An 18,682-nucleotide genomic window follows, 5' to 3' on the forward strand; every position below is an offset into this window, starting at 1 on the left:
CGGGTCTCGTCGGGTCTCTTCGGTCAGTCCACTTCGAGGGCGAGCAGGTCCGGCGCGGGCGGGCGGGAGGCGGGCTCCTCCGGCGCGTCCAGGTAGAACAGGGCGGTGGACGCGATGTCGTCGCTCGTCGGCCGGTACCGGTGCGGCAGGCCGTTGCCGTGTCCCGGGCCGATGCCCAGGCTCTGCACGGTGACGCGCAGGTCCGCCGCGAAGCGGACGGGGTCGGGGATGTGCCAGCGGTACATCCCGAACCGCTGCTGGCTGGCGTAGAGGCCGTCGGGCCGCAGGATCTGGTTGAGGCCCAGGTAGGGCGTGGTGTAGGCGGTGTAGCCCTGGCCCGGCACGTCGAAGTTCCAGGCGCCGCCGAAGTAATCCTCGGTGCCGGTGCCGCAGATCGTGGGAAACTCGTCGTCGCCGTCGAGGAAGAACTTCAGCTCGCCCTCGCCCCACCAGCCGGGGCTGTTGACGCCCCACGCGAGGTACGTGCCGACGTAGTGACCCGCGCCGTGGACGCGGTCCAGGATGGTGTGCGTCTGCCCCTCGGGCACCGGATGACTGCGGCGCCACTGGGCGTGGAACCAGGTCGGTTCCGGCAGGTCGCCGCCGTCTTCCGGCAGTTCGTAATCGATCTGGTAGTAGAGAGTGACCGTTTCGGCCGAAAGGTTCTCCAGGGTGATGCGTGCGGCGCGGCGGAACGGCATCGGCCAGTACGCGTTGAACCCGCCGTTGGGGTTCGCGGCCACCGGTACGGACGACACCTGGCTGAAGGCGTTCCACCCGTTGCAGAAGAAGTCGCCGAGCGGCACCTCGACCGCGGGCTCCGCCGCGTCCTCCCAGTACATCCGCAGCAGCGTGCCCCGCCACGCCCGGTGCGGGGCGGTGGTGCACCACAGGTGCCGGATGGTTCCCGGGCCGCTGATGTCGGCGAGGGTCGCCGTCTCGCCGGCCGGGATCTCGATGCTGGGGGACACCTTCCAGCCCCGGCCGAGCAGGCTCGCCGCCCGCGCGCCGGTCCCCTCGGTGGCCATCCCGCCCGCGCCCTTGGCGCCGGTCGGGTTCTCGGCGCTGATGGACCGGGTCACCGCACGGCTGCGGTGCGCCAGGCCGTCGAGTCCGGTGAACGTCATCGGACCGTCACCTCGCCAGTTCTGGAATCGATTTCACGCATGGCTCTGCACTGCCTTCACCAGGTGAGTAGTCAGGGGGGGTGCAAGTCGGCCATCCCGCCCAGGGTGGCGCATAACTCGCTTGAAATCCTTTTCACGTGAACTTAGGCTCGGCCCCGGAGCGTGTCAAGGGTCACGCAGCGGGCTTCCCCGGATGAGATGCGGAAGGTTTCGGACAGTTCATGGCGACCATCACCGACGTGGCCCGGGCGGCGGGCGTTTCGCCCGCCACCGTCTCGCGTGTCTTCAACGGCGGCCGGGTGACCCCGGAGCGCGCGGAGCGCGTGCGGCGCGCAGCGGCCGATCTCGGCTTCTCGCCCAACCGCGTCGCCCAGTCGCTGCGCAAGCAGCGCGGCAGCGTCATCGGGCTGCTGATCCCGGACATCGAGAACCCGTTCTTCACCGCCCTCGCCCGCGGCGTCGAGGACGCGGCGCAGCAGACCAACCTGTCGGTGGTGCTGTGCAACACGGACGAGGACATCGAGAAGGAACGCCGCTACCTCGGCATCGCGTTGGCCGAGCAGATGGCGGGCGTCATCGTCGCCGCCGCGTCCCGCGACCGCACCGACCTGTCCGCGCTCGCCGCCCGCGGCATGCCGGTCGTCGCGGTGGACCGCCGCCCCCGGAACGCGTCGGTCGACGCCGTCCTGGTGGACAACCAGCACGGCGGCGAGGCCGCCACCGAACACCTGCTGGCCGGCGGCTACCGCCGCATCGCCTGCATCACCGGCCCCGCCGCCACCTCCACCTCGGAGGAACGCCTCGCCGGCTACCGCGACGTGCTGCGCACCGCCCTGCACGACGGCCGCGTGCCCGCGCCGCCCACCGGCGACCCGCTGACCGCCTGGGTGCGGCACGCCGACTTCAAGGTGGAGGGCGGCCGGGCGGCCATGGCCGACCTGCTCGCGATGGACACCCCCCCGGACGCGGTGTTCGTCGCCAACAACCTGATGACCGTGGGCGCCCTGACCGCGCTGCGCGAAGCGGGCCAGGCGCCGCCCGGGTTCGGCGTGCTGTCGTTCGGCGACGTGCCGTGGGCCGCGCTGGTGCACCCGAGCCTGACGACCGTTCAGCAGCCGTCCTACGACCTCGGCTTCACCGCCGCCACCCTCCTCCAGGAACGCATCGGCGGTACCCACACCCCCTTGCGCACGGTGGTCCTGCGCACCTCCCTGAAAATCCGCGCCAGCACGGCGGGCCCGGCCGACGGAACGTGAGGCCCGAGGGGAACTGACCGGCCCGCGGCCGCGGGATGCACGGTCATGGGATTCGGGACGAGGCTGTTCGCGCCGCCGCCGGGCCGCCGGTTCGAGTGCGAAGGGGACAGGGAGTCGGCACCCTACGTCGTGGACCTGCCCCTCATGGTGCTCGGCGTTCCCCTGCCGGCCTCGGCGGCCTCGCTCTGCATGGCGGTGCAGGAGGGCGGGCCGCCGGGCTGCATGGCGGAAGGCAGCTGAGCCGGGCCGCGCCGTTCCTCAGCGGGGCAGGGCCGGCAACTGGCGGGTCCGTTCGTCGGTTTCGGCGCCGGCGGCCACCGATGCCTCCGTCCGCTCGCGCATGCCGGCGGCCAGGGCGCGCAGGCACGTTCGGGATGGTGCCGACGCCGTTGGGCAGCGGCCCGGCGGGCGAGGAACAGTGTGTGGGTGCGCACCCGTTCTGCGGGAGTGCGGTTGCGGGTCGGGGGAGGTGACCGTTCACTCGACGTCGTGGATGAGCCACAGGCGGTCCGTGCTCCACCACGGGTCGACGAGCGTGACCCAGCTGTCCATGTGGTCGGGGTGCGTCAGGCCGATTACCAGATGGGAGTCGCGCAGCCCGAGCTGGTAGTGGTGTCCGGCCGGGCGGATCTGCCAGACGTTGCGGGCGCCGGGCAAGGGGCCGGTCTCCAGGAGGATTGGGCCCTGGAACCTGATGTTCTCGTAGACGATGGCCGCTTCGGCCTTGCGCAGCGGTTCCACGAAACGGCCGGTGACCGAGTGCTGGATGGTGAAGCCCCCGTCACCCGCGGGCGAGAAGCGGTAGGTGTGGTGGCCGCTCAGCCGGGTGTGGTCCTCGCGCAGTGCTTTCAGATGTTGCCGCTTGTCGGTGAAGGAATCCGGTACCAGCACACCTCCGGTGTGCGCGCTGACGATCAACTTCTCGCCCTCGGCCAGGTTTTCCGGAGTCGTGGGCGCGTTCGGGATAAGCGTGGTCACCGTTCACCTCGGTGTTCGGAGCTGTGGGGTGTGGCGCTGCTGCCGGCAGGTCCGCTGGGGAATTCTGCGCCGCCAGGCCCCGGCCGATCCGGCCCGGCAGGCGAGTTCACCCGAACGGGACGGAGGCTCGGGTGTCAGGCGTGTGCGGCAGCGTTCCCCGACCAGCCGGGGTGGAGGAAGTTGACCCGCACGTGGGTCTCGAAGCCGTCCAGGCCGAAGAAGCGCTGGTCCATCACGATGGCGTCCCGCATCGACGCCTCGTCGAGCCGTGCGAAGGTGTAGTAGCCCGCCTCCGGTGGTGCGGCCTCGGAGCGGATGATGCCCCGGCTGATCAGCCGGGCGCGCTGTGTCCGGATGTGCCGCACGAGCAGGTCGTTCGACTCGTCGGAGTCCAGTACGTCCGTGATCCGCAGGACGAAGTGCTCCTTCGCCGTGCCCGTGGCGCCCGCGGTGTTGGCGCACGCGTAGCGGACCGGCTCCCGGAACGCGGGCGGCAGCAGCAGACAGGCGAAACGCTTGCCGTGCACGGCGAGGCTCTTCGTCGGGCACACGATGCGGAATGTCGTCAGGTCCTGCTCCGGCCGGGACGTCGGCTCCTCGCGCGAGGAGCGGTCCCAGCGGACGTACTGGAACGTGCCGTCGACGAGCACGAACGAGCCCGTGCGGCGCTGCCACCGGGCGATCCGTTCGAGCTGCCGCTCGTGCACGGTGGTGCTGTCAGGCCCTCGTACCAGGTGGCGATCAGCTCCGGCCCGAACTCCTCGGAAAGTGAGAACCGTTCGAACCCGTCCGCCGTCAGCGACGGCTCCCCTTGCCCGCCATGCCGGTATCCCTTCGGATGCGCACCCCGAAGGGGACATGCCAGGGGGCGCTGATCGTGAATCCCCGCGCGGCCGGGCGGGGCGGGGCAGGGCCTAGGCTGTGGCCCATGAGCGCGCGCATCAGGGTTCTGCTTGCCGACGATCAGAAGCTCGTCCGTGCCGGGTTCAGGTCCATCCTGGAGGACGAGGACGACATCGAGGTCGTCGGCGAGGCGTCGACCGGGGTCGAGGCGGTGCGGCTGGCGAGGGGGCTGCGGCCCGACATCGTGCTCATGGACATCCGGATGCCGGAGCAGGACGGGCTCGCCGCCACCGGGGAGATCGTCGCCGATTCCGGTCTTGAGGACGTGCGGGTGGTCATCCTCACCACCTTCGACGTGGACGACTACGTGTACGGGGCGCTGCGCGCCGGGGCGTCGGGGTTTCTCGTCAAGGACACGGAGCCGATGGAGCTGCTGCACGGCATCCGGGTGTGCGCCCGCGGTGACGCGCTGATCGCGCCGACGGCGACGCGGCGGCTGATCGCCGAGTTCGCCGGGCGGGCCCGGCAGCCCGATCCGAGTCCCCGGCTGAACGCGCTGACCGATCGCGAGCGTGAGGTGATGGGCCTGGTCGGCGCCGGTCTGACGAACGACGAGATCGCGCGGCGCCTCGTGCTCAGCCCGGCCACGGCGAAGACGCACGTCAGCCGCATCATGACGAAGCTGGACGTGCGGGACCGGGCGCAACTGGTCATTTTGGCCTACGAGTCGGGCATGATCACGCCGGGCTGGATGAGCTGACGCCGGCCAGCTCGCGCAGCGCCCGCTCCTCGGGCGAGCCGGGGGCCGCGGTGAACACCGTCAGATTCAGGTCCTCGTCCTGCGGGAAGTGCGTGACCTCGTAGGAGAGGGTGAGGGCGCCGGCCACCGGGTGGTTGATGCGCTTGATGCCGTGCGCCTTGACGTGCACGGTGTGCTCCGCCCAGTGCCTGCGGAAGTCGGCGTGCCGGGCGGAGACTTCCTCGACCAGCTGCCACAGCTCCGCATCATGCGGGAACCGGCCGGCAGCCAGGCGCAGTTGGCCGACCGCGTAGCGGACGACGGCCTCCCGGTCCGGGTAGCGGGCGGCGAACTCGGGGTGGAGGAAGTGCAGCCGGACGATGTTCCGTTCGCGCACGGGCAGCCGGGCGAAGTCGGTGAAGAGGCCGCAGGCCGGGCTGTTCCACGCGAGGACGTCCAGACGGCGCCCGACGGCGAGGGCCGGGGCGCCGATCGCGTTCAGCAGCTGCTGCACGCCCGGCCTGACCCGCCCGGCGCCCCCGGGCGCCGCGGGCGCCGGGCGCGCGAGCCGGTGCAGGTGGTCGCGTTCCGCGGGGTCGAGGCGCAGCGCGACGGCGACCGCGTCCAGCACCGCGTCGGACACGCCGCGGTTGCGGCCCTGCTCCAGCCGCACGTAGTAGTCGACGCTGACCCCGGCGAGGTGGGCCAGCTCCTCGCGGCGCAGCCCCGGCACCCGGCGCCGCCCCGCGCCCGACGCGAAGCCCGCGTCCTCCGGGCGGATACGGGCCCGCCGCGAACGGAGGAACGCGCCCAGCTCGTTGCGTGTGTCCACGGGCCCATCCTGCCGTGTCGCGGACCGTGGGTCTGGCAGACCCATGGCTGGACGGGGCAACGGCACGCGGGCCGGACGCCCGGCACGGTGGGGGCAGCCGGCCCCCGGCCGGCGGATCGCCGAGACCCACCGAAAGACCCACCGAAAGAACAAGGAGCCCTCATGAGCGACAAAGAACAGCCGGACCGGCACGGCCGGCGCCGTCCGCGGCGCCCTGGACCCGGTGCCGCCGAGTCCCGCAGGCCCCGGGCGCGCTACGCACGCTGCGTCCTCGTGGGCGCGGTGGCCGCCGCCCTGTTCGCGGCGGCCCAGGCCCCGGCCGCGGCCGGGACCGGGCCGGGCTCCGCCGCGCCGCCCGACCCGGCGCCGTTCGGCCCGCAGCGCCCCTACGAGCCGGACGTCGAGGGGCCGCGGGCGCACGACGAGCTGGCGGTGTCGGTCACGCCGGACGGCGGCACGCCGCGCGGCGTGCGCGTCGCGTTCGACCGCACCAGCGTCACCGAGCCGGCCGGGCCGCCGCCCGCGGCGCGGCGTTTCGTGTTCCTCTTCGACGACGCGCTGCGCTTCCGGCCGCAGGACTTCCCCACCTGTGACCGGCGCGTCGTCGAGGAGCGGGGGGTCGCCGCGTGCCCGGCGGGCTCCGTGATCGGCGGCGGCACCGGGCACCTGCACGAGGCGGACCCGGTGGAGGTCGTCGTCCTCAACGCGCACCACGACCACGGCCTGCGCGGCGCCCTGGTCGTGATCCCGGAGATCGGCTCGCTGCTGGAACTGACCTGGGAGCCGGTGACCCGCCACTACCGGGAGCTGGGCTACGGCTGGGCGCTGGACGAGATCCTGCCGCCGAGCGACGTCCCGCCGCAGGAGCGGATCGGCACGGTGCGGTTCGAGATCGACTTCGGGGCCACCCGCCGGGTGGCGGGCCGCACCGTCAGCTTCGCGGAGGCCACGGGGCGGCCGTCCGCGCCGCTGCGCTTCGGGCAGTGGAGCGAGTTCGTCACCGGCCAGATCGGCCTGACCGGGGCGACCGCCGGGCGCGGGGCCGCGGCGGGCTGACAACCCGGGGGGTACGCCGCCGGGGGCGGGCGCAACTTCCGAGGTATGCGGGGTGCACCCCGGCGGGGGACGTGGCGGGGCGAGCCGTGGGCCGACCGTGGAGGCGTGCAAGCGGACACCCTCGACCTCGCGCGCTGGCAGTTCGCCCTGACCGCCGGCGGGCACTTCCTGTTCGTGTCGCTGACCATCGGTCTCGCCACGATCCTCGCCGTGCTCCAGACGCGTGCGACGCTGCGCGGCGCGCGGCCCGTTCATCTGCGGATGGTCAGGTTCTGGGGGCAGCTGTACGTCATCAACTACGCCATCGGCATCGTCACCGGGCTGGTCATGGAGTTCCAGTTCGGGATGGCCTGGGCCGGGCTCGGTGAGTTCGGCGGCGACGTGTTCGGCGCCTCGCTGGCGCTTGAGACGGTGCTGGCGTTCTTCGTGGAGTCGACGTTCCTCGCGCTGTGGCTGCTCGGCTGGGACCGCTTCAACAAGTGGGTGCATCTGGGCGTGCTGTGGGTGGTCACGCTGACCGCCTACCTGTCCGCGTACTGGATTCTGGTCACCAACGGCTTCCTCAACCACCCGGCCGGTCACGCCACGACATCCGACGGCACGCTCGAACTCGCCGACCCCGGCGCGCTGATGACCAATCCGAGCACGCTGCTCGCGTTCGGGCACGTGGTGGCGGGCGCGCTGCTCACGGCGGCGCTGTTCATGGCGGGGGTCAGCGCCTATCACCTCTTCCGCCGCGCGGGTCCCGACGAGGACGGCTTCCACCGGCGGTCCCTGCGGCTCGGGGTGTACACCGCGCTGCCCGCCCTCTTCGTCACGGTCTCCTTCGGCGGCGTGCAGCAGGGGCGCCTCGGGGAGTGGCAGCCGATGAAGCTCGCCGTACTGGAGAACGACACCGCGGAGATCGCGCGTCTCCAGGCCGAGTTGGCGGAACGGTTCGGGCCCGGCGACTACGTGCCGCCGGAGGCGCTGACGCGGGGCGCCGGGATGCTGATGATGACGGTGTTCGCACTGATCATGTTCCCCCTGCTGGTGAGCGTGGTGCTGGCGGCGTTCCGCCGGGCCGTCCATGGCTTCCGGGCCTGGCACGTGCTGCTGATGGCGCTGGTGCCGCTGCCGTACGTGGCGATGATCGCGGGCTGGGTCTTCCGCGAAGCCGGCCGCCAGCCGTGGGTGATCTACGGGCTGCTGCGCACCGAGGACGCGGTGTCGGACGTGCCGACGGCGCAGATGTGGGTGTCCTTCGGGGTGTTCGTGCCGCTGTTCGCGCTGCTCGTCGTCGTCAACTGGTGGCTGCTGCTGCGCTGGGCGCGCCGCGGTCCGCAAGCGCAGGCGCCGGGCGCCGAGGACCGTATCGCGCTCGCCGGGCCGGAGCGGAGGGAGCCGTCGTGGAGTTGACCGCCGCGCTGCTGCTCGGCCTGTTCTTCGCGGGGTACTTCCTGCTCGGCGGGGCGGACATCGGCCTGGGCATGCTGCTGCCCTACCTGGGCCGCGACCGGGCCGAACGGGATCTGGTCGCCGCCGGTTTCTGGCCGATGTTCCTGGCCAACGAGGTGTGGCTGGTCGCCGCCGCCGGGGTGTTCATCGGCTGTTTCCCGCATCTGGAGGGCGAGTTGTTCAGCGGGCTGCTGCTGGTGCTCGTGCCGGTGATCGCGGGCTGGATGATCCGTGACGCCGGCATCTGGTGGCGCAGGCAGGTGCCGTCGGCCGGTGACGCGCTGATCTTCGTGGGCAGTTGGCTGCTCGCGCTCGGCTGGGGCTGGGCCGTGGCCTCGCTGCTCTCGGAGCACCACGACGCGCCGGCGCCGTTCGCGGTGGGCGCGCCGACCGCGGCGGCGGTGGCCCTTTTGTTCATGACCCACGGGATGGGGTACGCGGCCCTGCGGCTGACCGGGCGGCCGTTCCAGCGGGCCCGGATGATGGCCGGGCACCGGGCGGGCGGCAACTCGTTCGCCCTCACCTCGGTCGTGATGGCCGCGATGCCGGTGCTCGCGGGGGCCGGGCTGCCGCTGACCGAGCACGCGGCGGGCGAGGAGTCGCTGCGGCTGCTCGTGCCGGTGCTGATCGCGGTCCTGCCGTTGCTGATCGCCGCGCAGGCGTGGCTGTGGCGCACGTTCGGGGGGAGGGCCGAGCCGACGGACCGTGCCTACTTCTGAACGCGCCCGCCGCGCGGGGGCGTCCGCGTCCACCCAGTCCTTCGAGCGTTCCGAGCGTTCCGAACGTTCCGAGCTTGTCGAGTTTCGCGTTTCCGACGGGAGAGAAAGATCATGACCGCCACTCAATCACCGGGCAAGGCCAGCGTGTTCGCACGCGTGGCCGGTTTCGCGCACCGGCGCCGATGGCTCGCACTCGGCCTCTGGCTGGCCGTTCTCATCGGGGTCTGGGGCGTCGCCTCGGCCACCGGGAGCGACTACCGGGAGGACTACTCGCTGCCGGGCACCGAGTCCCAGGAGGCCGGTGACCTGCTGGCGGAGCACGGGTCGGGACAGGCGGGCGACACGCTGGACATCGTGCTCCAGCACGACGCGGGGCTCGCCGACCCGGTGATCGAGCAGCGCGTCGGGGAGATGCTGGCCGGGGTGGCGGAGCTGCCGCGCGTCACCCAGGTGCGCAGCCCGTACGACGATGCCTCCGCCATCTCGCCCGAGGGCACCATCGGTTACGCGACGGTGGTGCTCGACACCCCGTCCGAGCAGATGCCGGTGCCCGATACGGAACGGATCTTCGAGGCCGCGCAGGAGGCCGAGGGCGACGGGCTGCGGGTCGAACTGGGCGGCGACGCGGCCAGGGCCCTGGCCGAGGGCGAGGGCGGCGCGGCCGAGGGCGCGGGCATCATGGCCGCGCTGGTCATCCTGGTCTTCATGTTCGGCACGGTCATCGCGGCCGGACTGCCGGTCATCACCGCGCTGTTCGCGGTGGGCTCGACGATGGGCCTGATCGTCGTGGTCTCGCACGCGTTCACCATCGCCGACTACACGCCGTACGTGATGATGCTCGTCGGCCTCGGCGTGGGCATCGACTACGCGCTGCTGAGCTTCGCCCGCTACCGCCAGGAACTCGTGGACGGGGCACGGCCGGAGGAGGCCACGACGCGGGCGATGGACGCGGCCGGGCGGACGGTGTTCTTCGCCGGCTGCACCGTCATCCTCGCGCTGCTCGGCCTGGTCGTGCTCGGCCTCGGTTCGCTCCAGGGCCTGGCGCTCTCCGTGGCGCTGACGGTGCTGGTGACGATGCTCGCCTCGCTGACGCTGCTGCCCGCGCTGCTCGGGGTGTTCGGCGAGCGGTTCGCGCGCCAGTTCACCGCGCGGGCCGAGAAGCGGGCGGCGAAGGGCAAGGCGCCGGCGGGCACGTCCTGGCGGCGGCTGGCCGGGGGCGTGCAGCGGCATCCGGTGATCGCGCTCGTGCTTGCGGTGGGCGCGATCGTCGCGCTGGCCCTGCCCGCGATGAACCTGCGCCTCGGTTTCAACGACGCGGGCAACGACGCGCCGGACTCGACCAGCAGGCAGGCGTACGACCTGCTGTCGACGGGTTTCGGACCCGGGTTCAACGGTCCGCTGATCATCGTGGCCGAGGGTGGCGACGGGGGCGCGGCGGCCGCGGCGCAGGCGGCGGCCGACGAACTGGGCGGCACGGCGGGCATCCAGGCGGTGACCCCGCCCGTGCCGACCGAGGACGGCGCGATCGCCACCCTGTTCGTGTTCCCCGAGTCCGCTCCGCAGGACGAGGCGACGTCAGAGCTGGTGTCCGAGCTGCGGGACACGGTGCTGCCCGCGGTGTCCCAGGGCTCGGGCGCCGACTACATGGTCACCGGGGCGACCGCGGCCACCGAGGACTACTCGCTCAAGGTCGCCGAGCGGATGCCGCTGTTCATCGCGATCGTGGTGGGCCTCTCCCTGATCCTGCTGATGGTCGTGTTCCGTTCCGTACTGATCCCGCTCAAGGCCGCGGTGCTGAACCTGCTGAGCATCGGCGCGGCCCTCGGCGCGATGACGCTGGTCTTCCAGGAGGGCATGTTCGGCGTCGAGGGCGGCCCGATCGAGGCGTATCTGCCGGTCATGGTGTTCGCGGTCGTCTTCGGTCTCTCGATGGACTACGAGATCTTCCTGGTCTCCCGCATCCACGAGGAGTGGGAACGCACCAAGGACCCGGAGCACGCCGTCCGCGAAGGGCTGGCGCACACCGGGTCCGTGATCACCGCCGCCGGGGCCATCATGATCGTCGTGTTCGGGGCGTTCATGCTGAGCCCGGAACGGATGCTTCAGCAGATGGGCTTCGGCATGGCGGTGGCGATCTTCGTCGACGCCGTGATCATCCGGTGCCTGATCGTCCCCGCCGCCATGCAACTCCTCGGCCGGCGCGCCTGGTGGCTGCCGGCACCGCTGGCGCGGATTTTGCCGAAGGTGGAGCTGGAGCGGCACTGAACGCGGCGTAGACCGTTTCCACCGCCCTGGGGCTCGGCACCCGGCCGAGCCCCAGGGTGCGCGCGGCTTTCCTCAGCGCCGTGCTGACCATCTCGCCCGCGGTGGCGAGCGCCATGTCCCGCTGCTCCGGGGGCGCGGCGGCCACCCGTTGGGCCTGCCTGATCACGTCAGTGAAGACCGACTGGACGCGCTTGTACGCCAGATAGCGCGGCAGGTCGCGGGTCAGGCCGGCCGCCGCCCCCGGCAGCCGTTCGTCCACGGCCCGCGCCCACTGGGTCAGCAGTGCGTGCTCCTGCGAGGGGGGGTAGCGCATGAGGTGCAGGTGCGTGGCGACGTCGTAGAGCGGATCGCCTATGAGTGCGAGCTCCCAGTCGATCGTCCACAGCATGCCGTCGGCCTCGGCGACGATGAGGTTGTCGCGGTGCAGGTCGCCGTGCAGCAGGCAGAACGGCCGGTCGGTCAGCAGTGCGGCGTCCCGCGCCAGCGGCCCGGTGGGCGAGAGCACCACCGGGTCGACGCGCAGCGCCGCGAACAGCCCGTGCAGGGCGGTCCTGTGTACGGCGAAGACGCGCCGCCGGGTGAACCGCACCAGGCCGCGCATGAAGTCCCGGCTGGTGCGCGGGCGGAGCGCGGCCGGGCAGCTGTGCACCCGGGCCAGAGCGGCGGGGGAGACGCGGGCCAGGCGGCCGAACAGGCCGCTCAGCTGGGCCAGTTCCCCGGGTACCAGGGCGGCGCCCGGGGGGCGGATGGCGGACAGGGGCTCACCCTCGATGAAGCCGTGCACGCGCCGTTCATCCGGGCCGAGCCGGTAGACCGGGGCGATGCGCCGTACGCCGAGTGCGGCCAGTTCGGTGAGAACGTCCTCCTCGTGGGTGAAACAGCGAGGGTCGAAGCGGGGCACCCCGGGCCGCGGCAGTCCGGCTTTCAGCCGTCCGAGGGGCGCCAGTTCGCCCTCCGCGTGCAGGACCTGCCAGGTGCGGTGGTGACCGCGCAGGGTGGTCAGGGGCAGCGGCTGGCTCATGATGGTGGCCTTCCGGCAGCGAGTTGGTTACGAGTAGCAGAACCGTACGCCGCCGACCGCCTGTTTCCGATGGCTCAAAAGGGTGCATCTCACCCGGAGGCGGGCGCGATGAGCGCGGTGAGGACGTGCTCAAGAGAGCGCACGACGTCGCGTGCGCCCGCCGCGAGCAGTCGTTCCACGCCACTGTCGTCGAACGCGTAGCCGAGGAAGGGGACTTCGGCTGCCCGAGCCGCGGCGTAGTCCGCGACGCTGTCGCCGATCATGAGTGCGTGCCGTGGCTCCGTTCTGGTCGAGGCCAGGGCGCGGTGCAGCGAGTCGGGGTGCGGCTTGAGCCGCGTCATGTCCTGGGTGCGGCCGTGCACCCGGCCGGCGACGTAGCCGGCCAGCTCGTGCCGGTTGAGGTAGTGCTCCGCGGCCAGTGGGGAGTTGTTCGTGGCGATGGCGACCTGGCGGCCGCGCGTGGACAGGGCCGCGATGAGCGCGGCGGCGTAGGGAGTCGGGGGAGCCGTTGCGGCGGCTGAGATCTCCTCGCGCGTCAGCGCGGCTTCGAGCCGGGACACGACGCCCGGGGCCGGCCGGCGGCGCGCGATGCCGCGCAGCACCTGGTGCGGGTCGGTCGAGGCCCGTAACTCGGCCGAGAGCAGCGCCGACACCGACAGGTCCGTGGCCAGGTCGCGCAGCCGGTGCGCGATGGACTCGGCGGTGTGCACGGCGAAGAGTCGGCACACCGGCCCGTCGAAGTCGAAGAGAACACAGCGGGCATTACTGATGAGTTCCCTCATTTAACCGAGTGTGAGTGGTTGGGCCAGCGTTGACCAGAGGGACTCGAACCACTGGTGTGACTCCTCTACAAATGCGGTGTCCGAGGAGGAGCGGAAGACTTTTGAGTTGAGCCCGAGGACGTCGTAGATCTCCAACTGCTCCTGTTCGTACTCCACGACCCGCGGTACCACCTGGTAGTACGCGGTCAGCACCTCGGAGCCGTTGAGGAGGTAGACCTTCTGCACCGGTGTGATGGGCACGGCGCGGATCTCGACGCTGACCTTGGGCACCAGGCCCATTTCGGCGAGCGAGGTGAGCTGGTGGCGGACCGAGGTGGAGAAGGTGCGGGTGAGGCGCCGCAGGCGCAGCAGCGGGCGCCGGTCCGCCGGGTCGGAGATCAGCCGCGGATAGGCCAGCGGGGCGTCCGGATTGGGCAGCATCACCCGAATGGAGATGGACTCGGGAGCCAGTTCGCCCGTCGAGATGGCGATGAGCGGGGCGGCGAGGGCGGCGTTCAGCGTCTCGGTGGTGAGGCAGAACGCGTCGATGGTGATGGTGTCGGCCTGGAAGGCCAGCGCGATGCGGTCGGCGACTTCGACGCCGGCCGGGCGGGGGGCGTCCTCGGCGGGAGAGCTGACGACGGCGGGGGCGCCGCGCCCACGGGCGCTCAGGTAGCCCTCGCGCTCAAGGACGGCCAGCGCCTGCCGGACCGTGGTCCTGTTGACGCCGAACTCCTCGACGAGAGCGCGTTGGGTGGGCAGCCGGGCGTGCCGTGGCAGCTCTCCCGAACGTATGCGGTCGCGCAGCACATCGGCGACGTGGTCCGGGGAGACCAGGTCATCAGCCGGCTCCGACGTTTCGCTGTCCGGGGCGGTCTCCTGACTCACGGCTCAACACCATACAACTTTCGGCCACTTGTGGAAGGTTGATACCAGGACGTTTCCAAGGTGCCGCCAACTGGGCAAAACAAGCGTATAGTTGGTTGACAACTTAGCCAACTAGTCGGAACTTCGACGAAGTTGACGTGATGTGAGGAGGAGTCATGCTTGTTTCCACTATCGCTGTGGCTGCCTTCGGCATCGCGGTGGAGCGGGCGGTCGAGATCCAGTTCGGTCTGCCGGGCCTAATCGGCCTGCTGATCCTGCGGACGGGGGTGCGCAGGCGCAACTTCACCTGCGCCTGTGTGGGTACGGCAGTGTTGGCCACACTGCTGGTCGGCAGCCTCTGAGCGGAAAACCGGTCAGAGGATGCCGACTCGGAAGGCGTCAGATTAGATCTGAAAATCGGAAGACTTTCAGAAGATGTCGGGGCACCAGGGGCGGCGTCCCGTGCGGAACAGCAGGTCCGCACGGGACGCCGCCCTCGTCGTCTCCGCGTCCGCGAGACCCGCGGCCACCAGCCGCTCCGCGGACTCGTCCCCCAGGTAGAGCCGCGCCAGCGCCCCCGTGCTCAAGCTCAGGTCCGGCCGGCGCGTGGTCGGCACCGCCCGGCCGCCCTCCGGGGCGGCGGTCAGCAGGTAACGGCCCTCCGCCAGACCCATCGGGTCCCGCACGTCCAGGACGAGTTCGCCCTCGGCGGCGTACGTCCGCGCGCCGAGCAGCGCGGGCACGTCGAGCGGGCGCAGCCACAGGAAGTCCCCCTGCTCGGTCACTTCGGCCGCCCGCGGATTGGGCAGGATCAGCGGCAGCACGGAATCCGGCGCGGCGCGACCGGAAACGACCGAGCTCACCCGGTCCATGGACAGCAGGAAGCGCCACAGCCCCGCCTCGGCCGCCGGGCCGGTGGCCAGCAGCGACCGGACCGTTGCGGTGCCGACCGGCATCCCCGCCTCCCACCGGTCCTCGATGGTGAAGGTTGCCAGCCCCTGCGGCACCCCCGCCGCGTCCCGGTACAGCACGTGGAACGGCTCCACCCACGCCGGGGGCCAGATGTGCAGATCACCGGTGTACACCCGCCAGAACTGCGCCCTGCGGTCGATCGCGCCCGGCTGGCCGAGCCGGAACCGCTCATGCAGTTCGGGACCGGTCTTGCGCACCTCGGCGCCGTCCGCGAACGAAAGAGTCCCCTCGCTCTCCGGCAGCGACCACCGCGGATCGAGGCCCGTCCGGTGCCCGTTCACCCGCCACGAGGTGAACGTGGTCGCGGGCCCGAAACCGAAGCGGCCGTAGATCAGGTACTCGGCGGCTATGAGCGTCGCGGCCACGTCCCCCCGCTCCTTCGCCTCGGCCAGGTCATCCGCCATCAGCCGGCTCAGCAGCCCCCGCCTGCGGTGCGTCGCCGTGACCGTCACCCCGGTGATCGCGTCGGCGAGGACGGTACGGCCGCCGGGCACCGTGAGCTGCTGGTCGAAACTGCGGAACGTGGCCACGCAGCGGTCACCGTCGAAGGTGCCGCGGGTACGGCCGGGACCGAGATGAGCGCGGCGCCGTTCGATACTGGCCGGGTCGGCGTCGGGGGGAGTCAGGAAACCGGTGGACACGGCGCGGACCCAGGCGGTGCCGTCCGCGGGATCATCCGTGACGAGTCGGGTGTGCAGAGCCATGCGGCGAGGCTATGCGCCGGATGTCCGCCCCGGCCAGGCATTTCCCGCGGGGCTCAGACGGTCGCCCGCACCTCGCCCACCGGCCGGCCGCCGCCCGTCACCGGTTCGGGCGGCACCGCGGAGGCGTCGACGCCGAGCGTCGTGAGCAGCGCGGCCAGCACCGGCCCGAGCGCCCTGGCCGCACCGTCCTCGATCTTGAACGCCAGCGCCCGGCCGTCCGGCAGCGCCACCGCCTGCACCCCCTCGGCGCCCCCCTTCGCCAGCAGCCCCGGCACCGCCGCCATCAGCAGCGTGTCCGGCCGTCCCGTCCCCGCCACGTACCACGGGTGCGCGCGCATCGCGTCCGCCACCCGCCGTTCCGGGCTGTCCGGTGCGGCCAGCACGCAGCCGCGGAACGCCCGCGCCAGGCCGGTCAGCGAGAAGGCGAACAGCGGCGCGCCGCAGCCGTCCACCCCGACGTGCGCCACCGTCTCGCCCGTCGCCGCCTCGATCGTCTCCCGCGCCAGCAGCTGCAAGGGGTGGTCCGGGTCCGTGTACGTCTCCACCGGCCAGCCGTTCGCGGCACTCGCGGCCAGCATCGCGGCGTGCTTGCCCGAGCAGTTCATGGCGGACCGCGAGGGCTCCCCGCCGCCCAGGGGCCGGTCCGGCGGGCAGCGCAGCGCCTCCTCGCCGAGCCCCGCCTCCGCGAGCAGCCGCGCCGCGAGCCGACGGTGGGCGTCCTCGCCCGCGTGGCTCGCCGCCGCGAGCGCCAGCCGCTCCCCGGCGAGGCCGAGCCCGGACCGCAGCACGGCCGCGGCCTGCAGCGGTTTGTTGCTCGAACGGGGGAAGACGGGCCCGGTCACGTCGCCGAGCGCCCGTTCCACCGAGCCGTCCGCCGCGAGCACCACCAGAGCGCCGCGGTGCCTGCCCTCGACGAAGCCCGACCTGACGACCTCCGCGAGCACCGGAGCCACCGGCGGTATCGAGGACATGCGCACCCCTCTTGCTGTGAAAACTCCTAGGCCAGCAGGTCGTCCACCTGCGCCTCCCCCTCACGGTACCGGCGCGCGATCTCGGCGCCGCACCCGTCGGCCGTCCGGTGCAGGTCCTGGCGCCGCCGCGAGACCTGGGCCTCCCAGCGGGCCAGGCGGCCCAGCGCGTCGCGCAGCACCTCGTCGTCGAGCGAGGTCAGGTCGGACAGGGCGACCTCGCCCAGCATCTCCTCGGCGAGCAGCCGGTACTCCTCGCTCGCCGGCGTGCCCAGCGTCACGTGCCGGGCGGAGGAACGCTGCCGCGACGGCCCGTCGGCCAGGATGCGCGGCAGCTGGTCGAGCAGCGCCGGCTCCTGCGCCACGCGCCGGCGCCGCTCCGCCTCCAGAATGTCGATCCGCCCCTGCAACAGCCGCCGCACAAAGCTCAGATCGGCCTCTTCGAGCTGCGCGGTGCGGCGCAGCTCCCGCAGCTCCCGCAGGCTCAGCCGACGCAGCTCGGGCTGCGTGGCGTCCCGCAGGGCACTGCGCGTGCCGGGACCCGGTGTGATCATGCGGTATTAGTCCCCTCGTCCCTGTTTCGGCGTGGTAGCGCGGTACGTACCCCGTGGCACGCATCGTGTCACTGTGTACCCAGCGGGCGCAGCGATGTGGCACCCATCCGGTTGGCGTTCGGTCCGAGAGGAACGTTCCGGCATGATGGCGGTCATGCGAGCAGTGGTGCAGCGCGTGGACGGCGCGGCCGTCGTGGTGGACGGCGAGACTGTCGGTGAGATCGTGGGCCAGGGCCTGTGTGTGCTGGTGGGCGCCACGCACACGGACACCGAGGAAACGGCGGCCAGGCTGGCGCGCAAGCTGTGGACCCTGCGGGTCCTCGACGGCGAGAAGTCCTGCTCCGACGTCGGCGCCCCGCTGCTCGTCGTCTCCCAGTTCACTCTCTACGGTGACGCCGCCAAGGGGCGGCGCCCCACCTGGAGCGCCGCGGCCCCCGGCGCGCAGGCCGAGCCACTGGTCGCATCGGTGTGCGCGCACCTGCGCGCGCTGGGGGCGCGCGTGGAAACGGGCAGCTTCGGCGCGAAGATGCGGGTCTCGCTGACGAACGACGGTCCGTTCACCGTGCTGCTCGACGTATGACGGCCGCCACACGCCCGGCGGCCTAGGCGTCGACGACCGTCTCCTGTGCGGCCGGGGTGTCCCCGGCGAGCAGCTCCGCGTCGGCCGGCACGTTCCGCTTGATCACGGCGAGCGCGATCGGGCCCAGCTCGTGGTGCCGCGCCGAGGTGGTGACGACGCCGAGCGCCCGGCCCTCGGCGCCGTCCGCGGCCAGCCGCACCGGGGCGCCGTGCTCCGGCAGCCGCACCTCGCTGCCGTCCAGGTGCAGGAACACCAGGCGGCGCGGCGGCCGGCCCAGATTCTGCACGCGGGCGACCGTCTCCTGGCCCCGGTAGCAGCCCTTGTGCAGGTGCACTGCCGTCTCCAGCCAGCCCAGCTCGTGCGGGATGGTGCGGTGGTCGGTCTCGCGGCCGAGCCGTGGCCGGTGCCCCTCCACCCGCAGCGCCTCGAACGCGAGCACGCCCGCGGCGGGCCCGTGCGCGGCGGCGAACGCGGGCAGCTCGGCGCGCGGCAGGAACACGTCCCGCCCGTACGCGGTCTGCCGCACCACCGCACCGGCCGGATCGGCCGCGATCGACCCCGCGGGCAGGTGCACCACCGCGAACTCCCCGGTCCGTTCCGCGACCTCCACCCGGTAGAAGAACTTCATGCTCTCCAGGTACGCGATCAGCGGCCCGGCCGTGCCCGGCTCGGTGTGCAGCCACGTCGTGCCGCCGTCGTCCACGAGGTACAGCGCGTGCTCGATGTGCCCCTTCGCGGACAGGATCAGCGCCTCCGTCGCGTGCCCGGGGGCCAGCTCGGCGACGGCCTGCGTCAGCAGCAGATGGAGCCAGCTCAGCCGGTCGGCGCCGGAGACGGTGACCACGTCCCGGTGCGACAGGTCGACGAATCCCTCGCCCGCGGCCAGCGCACGCTGCTCCCGGAAGAGATCCCCGTAGTGTGCGGCGACCCCCGCGTCCGGCTCGTCGGCGGCGACCGCACCGGGCAGGGACAGCAGGGGACTGGAGTAGGACGGCATGTCTCC

The 18,682-nt window shown here is 72.3% G+C and carries 20 protein-coding genes; 9 read left to right on the forward strand and 11 right to left on the reverse strand.

What is annotated here, in order from left to right; genetic code table 11:
- Positions 1-23: 23 nt before the first annotated feature.
- A complete protein-coding gene (locus STBA_RS20740; RefSeq protein WP_077060691.1) occupies positions 24-1,127 on the reverse strand; it encodes a glycoside hydrolase family 172 protein in 1,104 nt (367 codons plus the stop codon).
- A 221-nt stretch (positions 1,128-1,348) separates the two neighbouring features.
- Between STBA_RS20740 and STBA_RS20745 the strand changes: the two genes are divergently transcribed.
- Both STBA_RS20745 and STBA_RS20750 read left to right on the forward strand, forming a co-directional pair.
- On the forward strand, positions 1,349-2,383 hold the full coding sequence (locus STBA_RS20745) for a LacI family DNA-binding transcriptional regulator (RefSeq protein ID WP_077060692.1): 1,035 nt from the start codon (positions 1,349-1,351) through the stop codon (positions 2,381-2,383).
- 45 nt (positions 2,384-2,428) lie between these two features.
- Positions 2,429-2,623, forward strand: a complete 195-nt coding sequence (locus STBA_RS20750; protein WP_077060693.1) for a hypothetical protein — start codon at positions 2,429-2,431, stop codon at positions 2,621-2,623.
- A gap of 237 nt (positions 2,624-2,860) precedes the next feature.
- Here the strand turns inward: STBA_RS20750 and STBA_RS20755 are convergent, their stop codons facing one another.
- Together STBA_RS20755 and STBA_RS20760 are read right to left on the reverse strand one after the other, a co-directional pair.
- Entirely contained in the window at positions 2,861-3,361 is a 501-nt protein-coding gene (locus tag STBA_RS20755; protein ID WP_077060694.1) for a hypothetical protein, read from the reverse strand.
- Positions 3,362-3,495: 134 nt separating this feature from the next.
- Complete coding sequence (locus STBA_RS20760; RefSeq protein ID WP_253194872.1) at positions 3,496-4,068, reverse strand: hypothetical protein; 573 nt, start codon at positions 4,066-4,068, stop codon at positions 3,496-3,498.
- 221 nt (positions 4,069-4,289) lie between these two features.
- Here STBA_RS20760 and STBA_RS20765 point away from each other — a divergent pair, with 221 nt between their 5' ends.
- Positions 4,290-4,964 carry a response regulator transcription factor gene (locus STBA_RS20765; protein ID WP_077060695.1) on the forward strand — a complete coding sequence of 225 codons (675 nt, stop codon included), beginning with the start codon at positions 4,290-4,292 and terminating at the stop codon, positions 4,962-4,964.
- On the opposite strand, the gene STBA_RS20770 is transcribed toward STBA_RS20765, so the two are convergent.
- Entirely contained in the window at positions 4,942-5,775 is an 834-nt protein-coding gene (locus STBA_RS20770) for a helix-turn-helix transcriptional regulator (protein ID WP_253194873.1), read from the reverse strand. The genes STBA_RS20765 and STBA_RS20770 overlap by 23 nt on opposite strands.
- Before the next feature lie 162 nt (positions 5,776-5,937).
- Here STBA_RS20770 and STBA_RS20775 point away from each other — a divergent pair, with 162 nt between their 5' ends.
- From STBA_RS20775 to STBA_RS20790, 4 genes are all read left to right on the forward strand, one after another.
- The gene (locus tag STBA_RS20775) at positions 5,938-6,831 is read left to right on the forward strand and encodes a hypothetical protein (RefSeq protein WP_253194875.1); all 894 of its coding nucleotides are present in this window, start codon (positions 5,938-5,940) and stop codon (positions 6,829-6,831) included.
- A 105-nt stretch (positions 6,832-6,936) separates the two neighbouring features.
- Positions 6,937-8,229, forward strand: a complete 1,293-nt coding sequence (locus tag STBA_RS20780) for a cytochrome ubiquinol oxidase subunit I (RefSeq protein WP_077060697.1) — start codon at positions 6,937-6,939, stop codon at positions 8,227-8,229.
- The gene (locus tag STBA_RS20785) at positions 8,220-8,987 is read left to right on the forward strand and encodes a cytochrome d ubiquinol oxidase subunit II (protein ID WP_077060698.1); all 768 of its coding nucleotides are present in this window, start codon (positions 8,220-8,222) and stop codon (positions 8,985-8,987) included. The genes STBA_RS20780 and STBA_RS20785 overlap by 10 nt, the downstream gene beginning before the upstream one ends.
- 111 nt (positions 8,988-9,098) lie before the next feature.
- On the forward strand, positions 9,099-11,252 hold the full coding sequence (locus STBA_RS20790) for an MMPL family transporter (protein WP_171987749.1): 2,154 nt from the start codon (positions 9,099-9,101) through the stop codon (positions 11,250-11,252).
- On the opposite strand, the gene STBA_RS20795 is transcribed toward STBA_RS20790, so the two are convergent.
- The 3 genes from STBA_RS20795 to STBA_RS20805 form a co-directional block, all read right to left on the reverse strand.
- Entirely contained in the window at positions 11,140-12,273 is a 1,134-nt protein-coding gene (locus tag STBA_RS20795; RefSeq protein ID WP_077060699.1) for an aminoglycoside phosphotransferase family protein, read from the reverse strand. The two genes, STBA_RS20790 and STBA_RS20795, sit on opposite strands and share 113 nt — an antisense overlap.
- 89 nt (positions 12,274-12,362) lie before the next feature.
- Positions 12,363-13,055, reverse strand: coding sequence for an HAD-IA family hydrolase (locus tag STBA_RS20800; RefSeq protein WP_077060700.1), 693 nt, complete (start codon positions 13,053-13,055; stop codon positions 12,363-12,365).
- Complete coding sequence (locus STBA_RS20805; protein WP_253194877.1) at positions 13,056-13,922, reverse strand: winged helix-turn-helix domain-containing protein; 867 nt, start codon at positions 13,920-13,922, stop codon at positions 13,056-13,058.
- A 155-nt stretch (positions 13,923-14,077) separates the two neighbouring features.
- Here STBA_RS20805 and STBA_RS20810 point away from each other — a divergent pair, with 155 nt between their 5' ends.
- Positions 14,078-14,263, forward strand: coding sequence for a hypothetical protein (locus tag STBA_RS20810; protein WP_077060701.1), 186 nt, complete (start codon positions 14,078-14,080; stop codon positions 14,261-14,263).
- Between the two features lie 66 nt (positions 14,264-14,329).
- On the opposite strand, the gene STBA_RS20815 is transcribed toward STBA_RS20810, so the two are convergent.
- The 3 genes from STBA_RS20815 to STBA_RS20825 are packed head-to-tail and all read right to left on the reverse strand — an operon-like array spanning position 14,330 to position 17,099.
- Positions 14,330-15,577 carry a GNAT family N-acetyltransferase gene (locus STBA_RS20815; RefSeq protein WP_077060702.1) on the reverse strand — a complete coding sequence of 416 codons (1,248 nt, stop codon included), beginning with the start codon at positions 15,575-15,577 and terminating at the stop codon, positions 14,330-14,332.
- Positions 15,578-15,630: 53 nt separating this feature from the next.
- The gene (locus tag STBA_RS20820) at positions 15,631-16,548 is read right to left on the reverse strand and encodes an asparaginase (protein ID WP_077060703.1); all 918 of its coding nucleotides are present in this window, start codon (positions 16,546-16,548) and stop codon (positions 15,631-15,633) included.
- 26 nt (positions 16,549-16,574) lie between these two features.
- Positions 16,575-17,099 (reverse strand): ABC transporter substrate-binding protein, encoded by a 525-nt coding sequence (locus tag STBA_RS20825; protein WP_077060704.1) that lies wholly within the window; start codon positions 17,097-17,099, stop codon positions 16,575-16,577.
- 154 nt (positions 17,100-17,253) lie between these two features.
- Here STBA_RS20825 and dtd point away from each other — a divergent pair, with 154 nt between their 5' ends.
- On the forward strand, positions 17,254-17,679 hold the full coding sequence (gene dtd, locus STBA_RS20830) for a D-aminoacyl-tRNA deacylase (protein WP_077063467.1): 426 nt from the start codon (positions 17,254-17,256) through the stop codon (positions 17,677-17,679).
- Between the two features lie 22 nt (positions 17,680-17,701).
- On the opposite strand, the gene STBA_RS20835 is transcribed toward dtd, so the two are convergent.
- Positions 17,702-18,676 (reverse strand): folate-binding protein YgfZ, encoded by a 975-nt coding sequence (locus STBA_RS20835; RefSeq protein WP_077060705.1) that lies wholly within the window; start codon positions 18,674-18,676, stop codon positions 17,702-17,704.
- Between the last annotated feature and the right edge of the window lie 6 nt (positions 18,677-18,682).

It is taken from the genome of Streptomyces sp. MP131-18 (assembly GCF_001984575.1).
Taxonomy (GTDB): Bacteria; Actinomycetota; Actinomycetes; order Streptomycetales; family Streptomycetaceae; genus Streptomyces; species Streptomyces johnsoniae.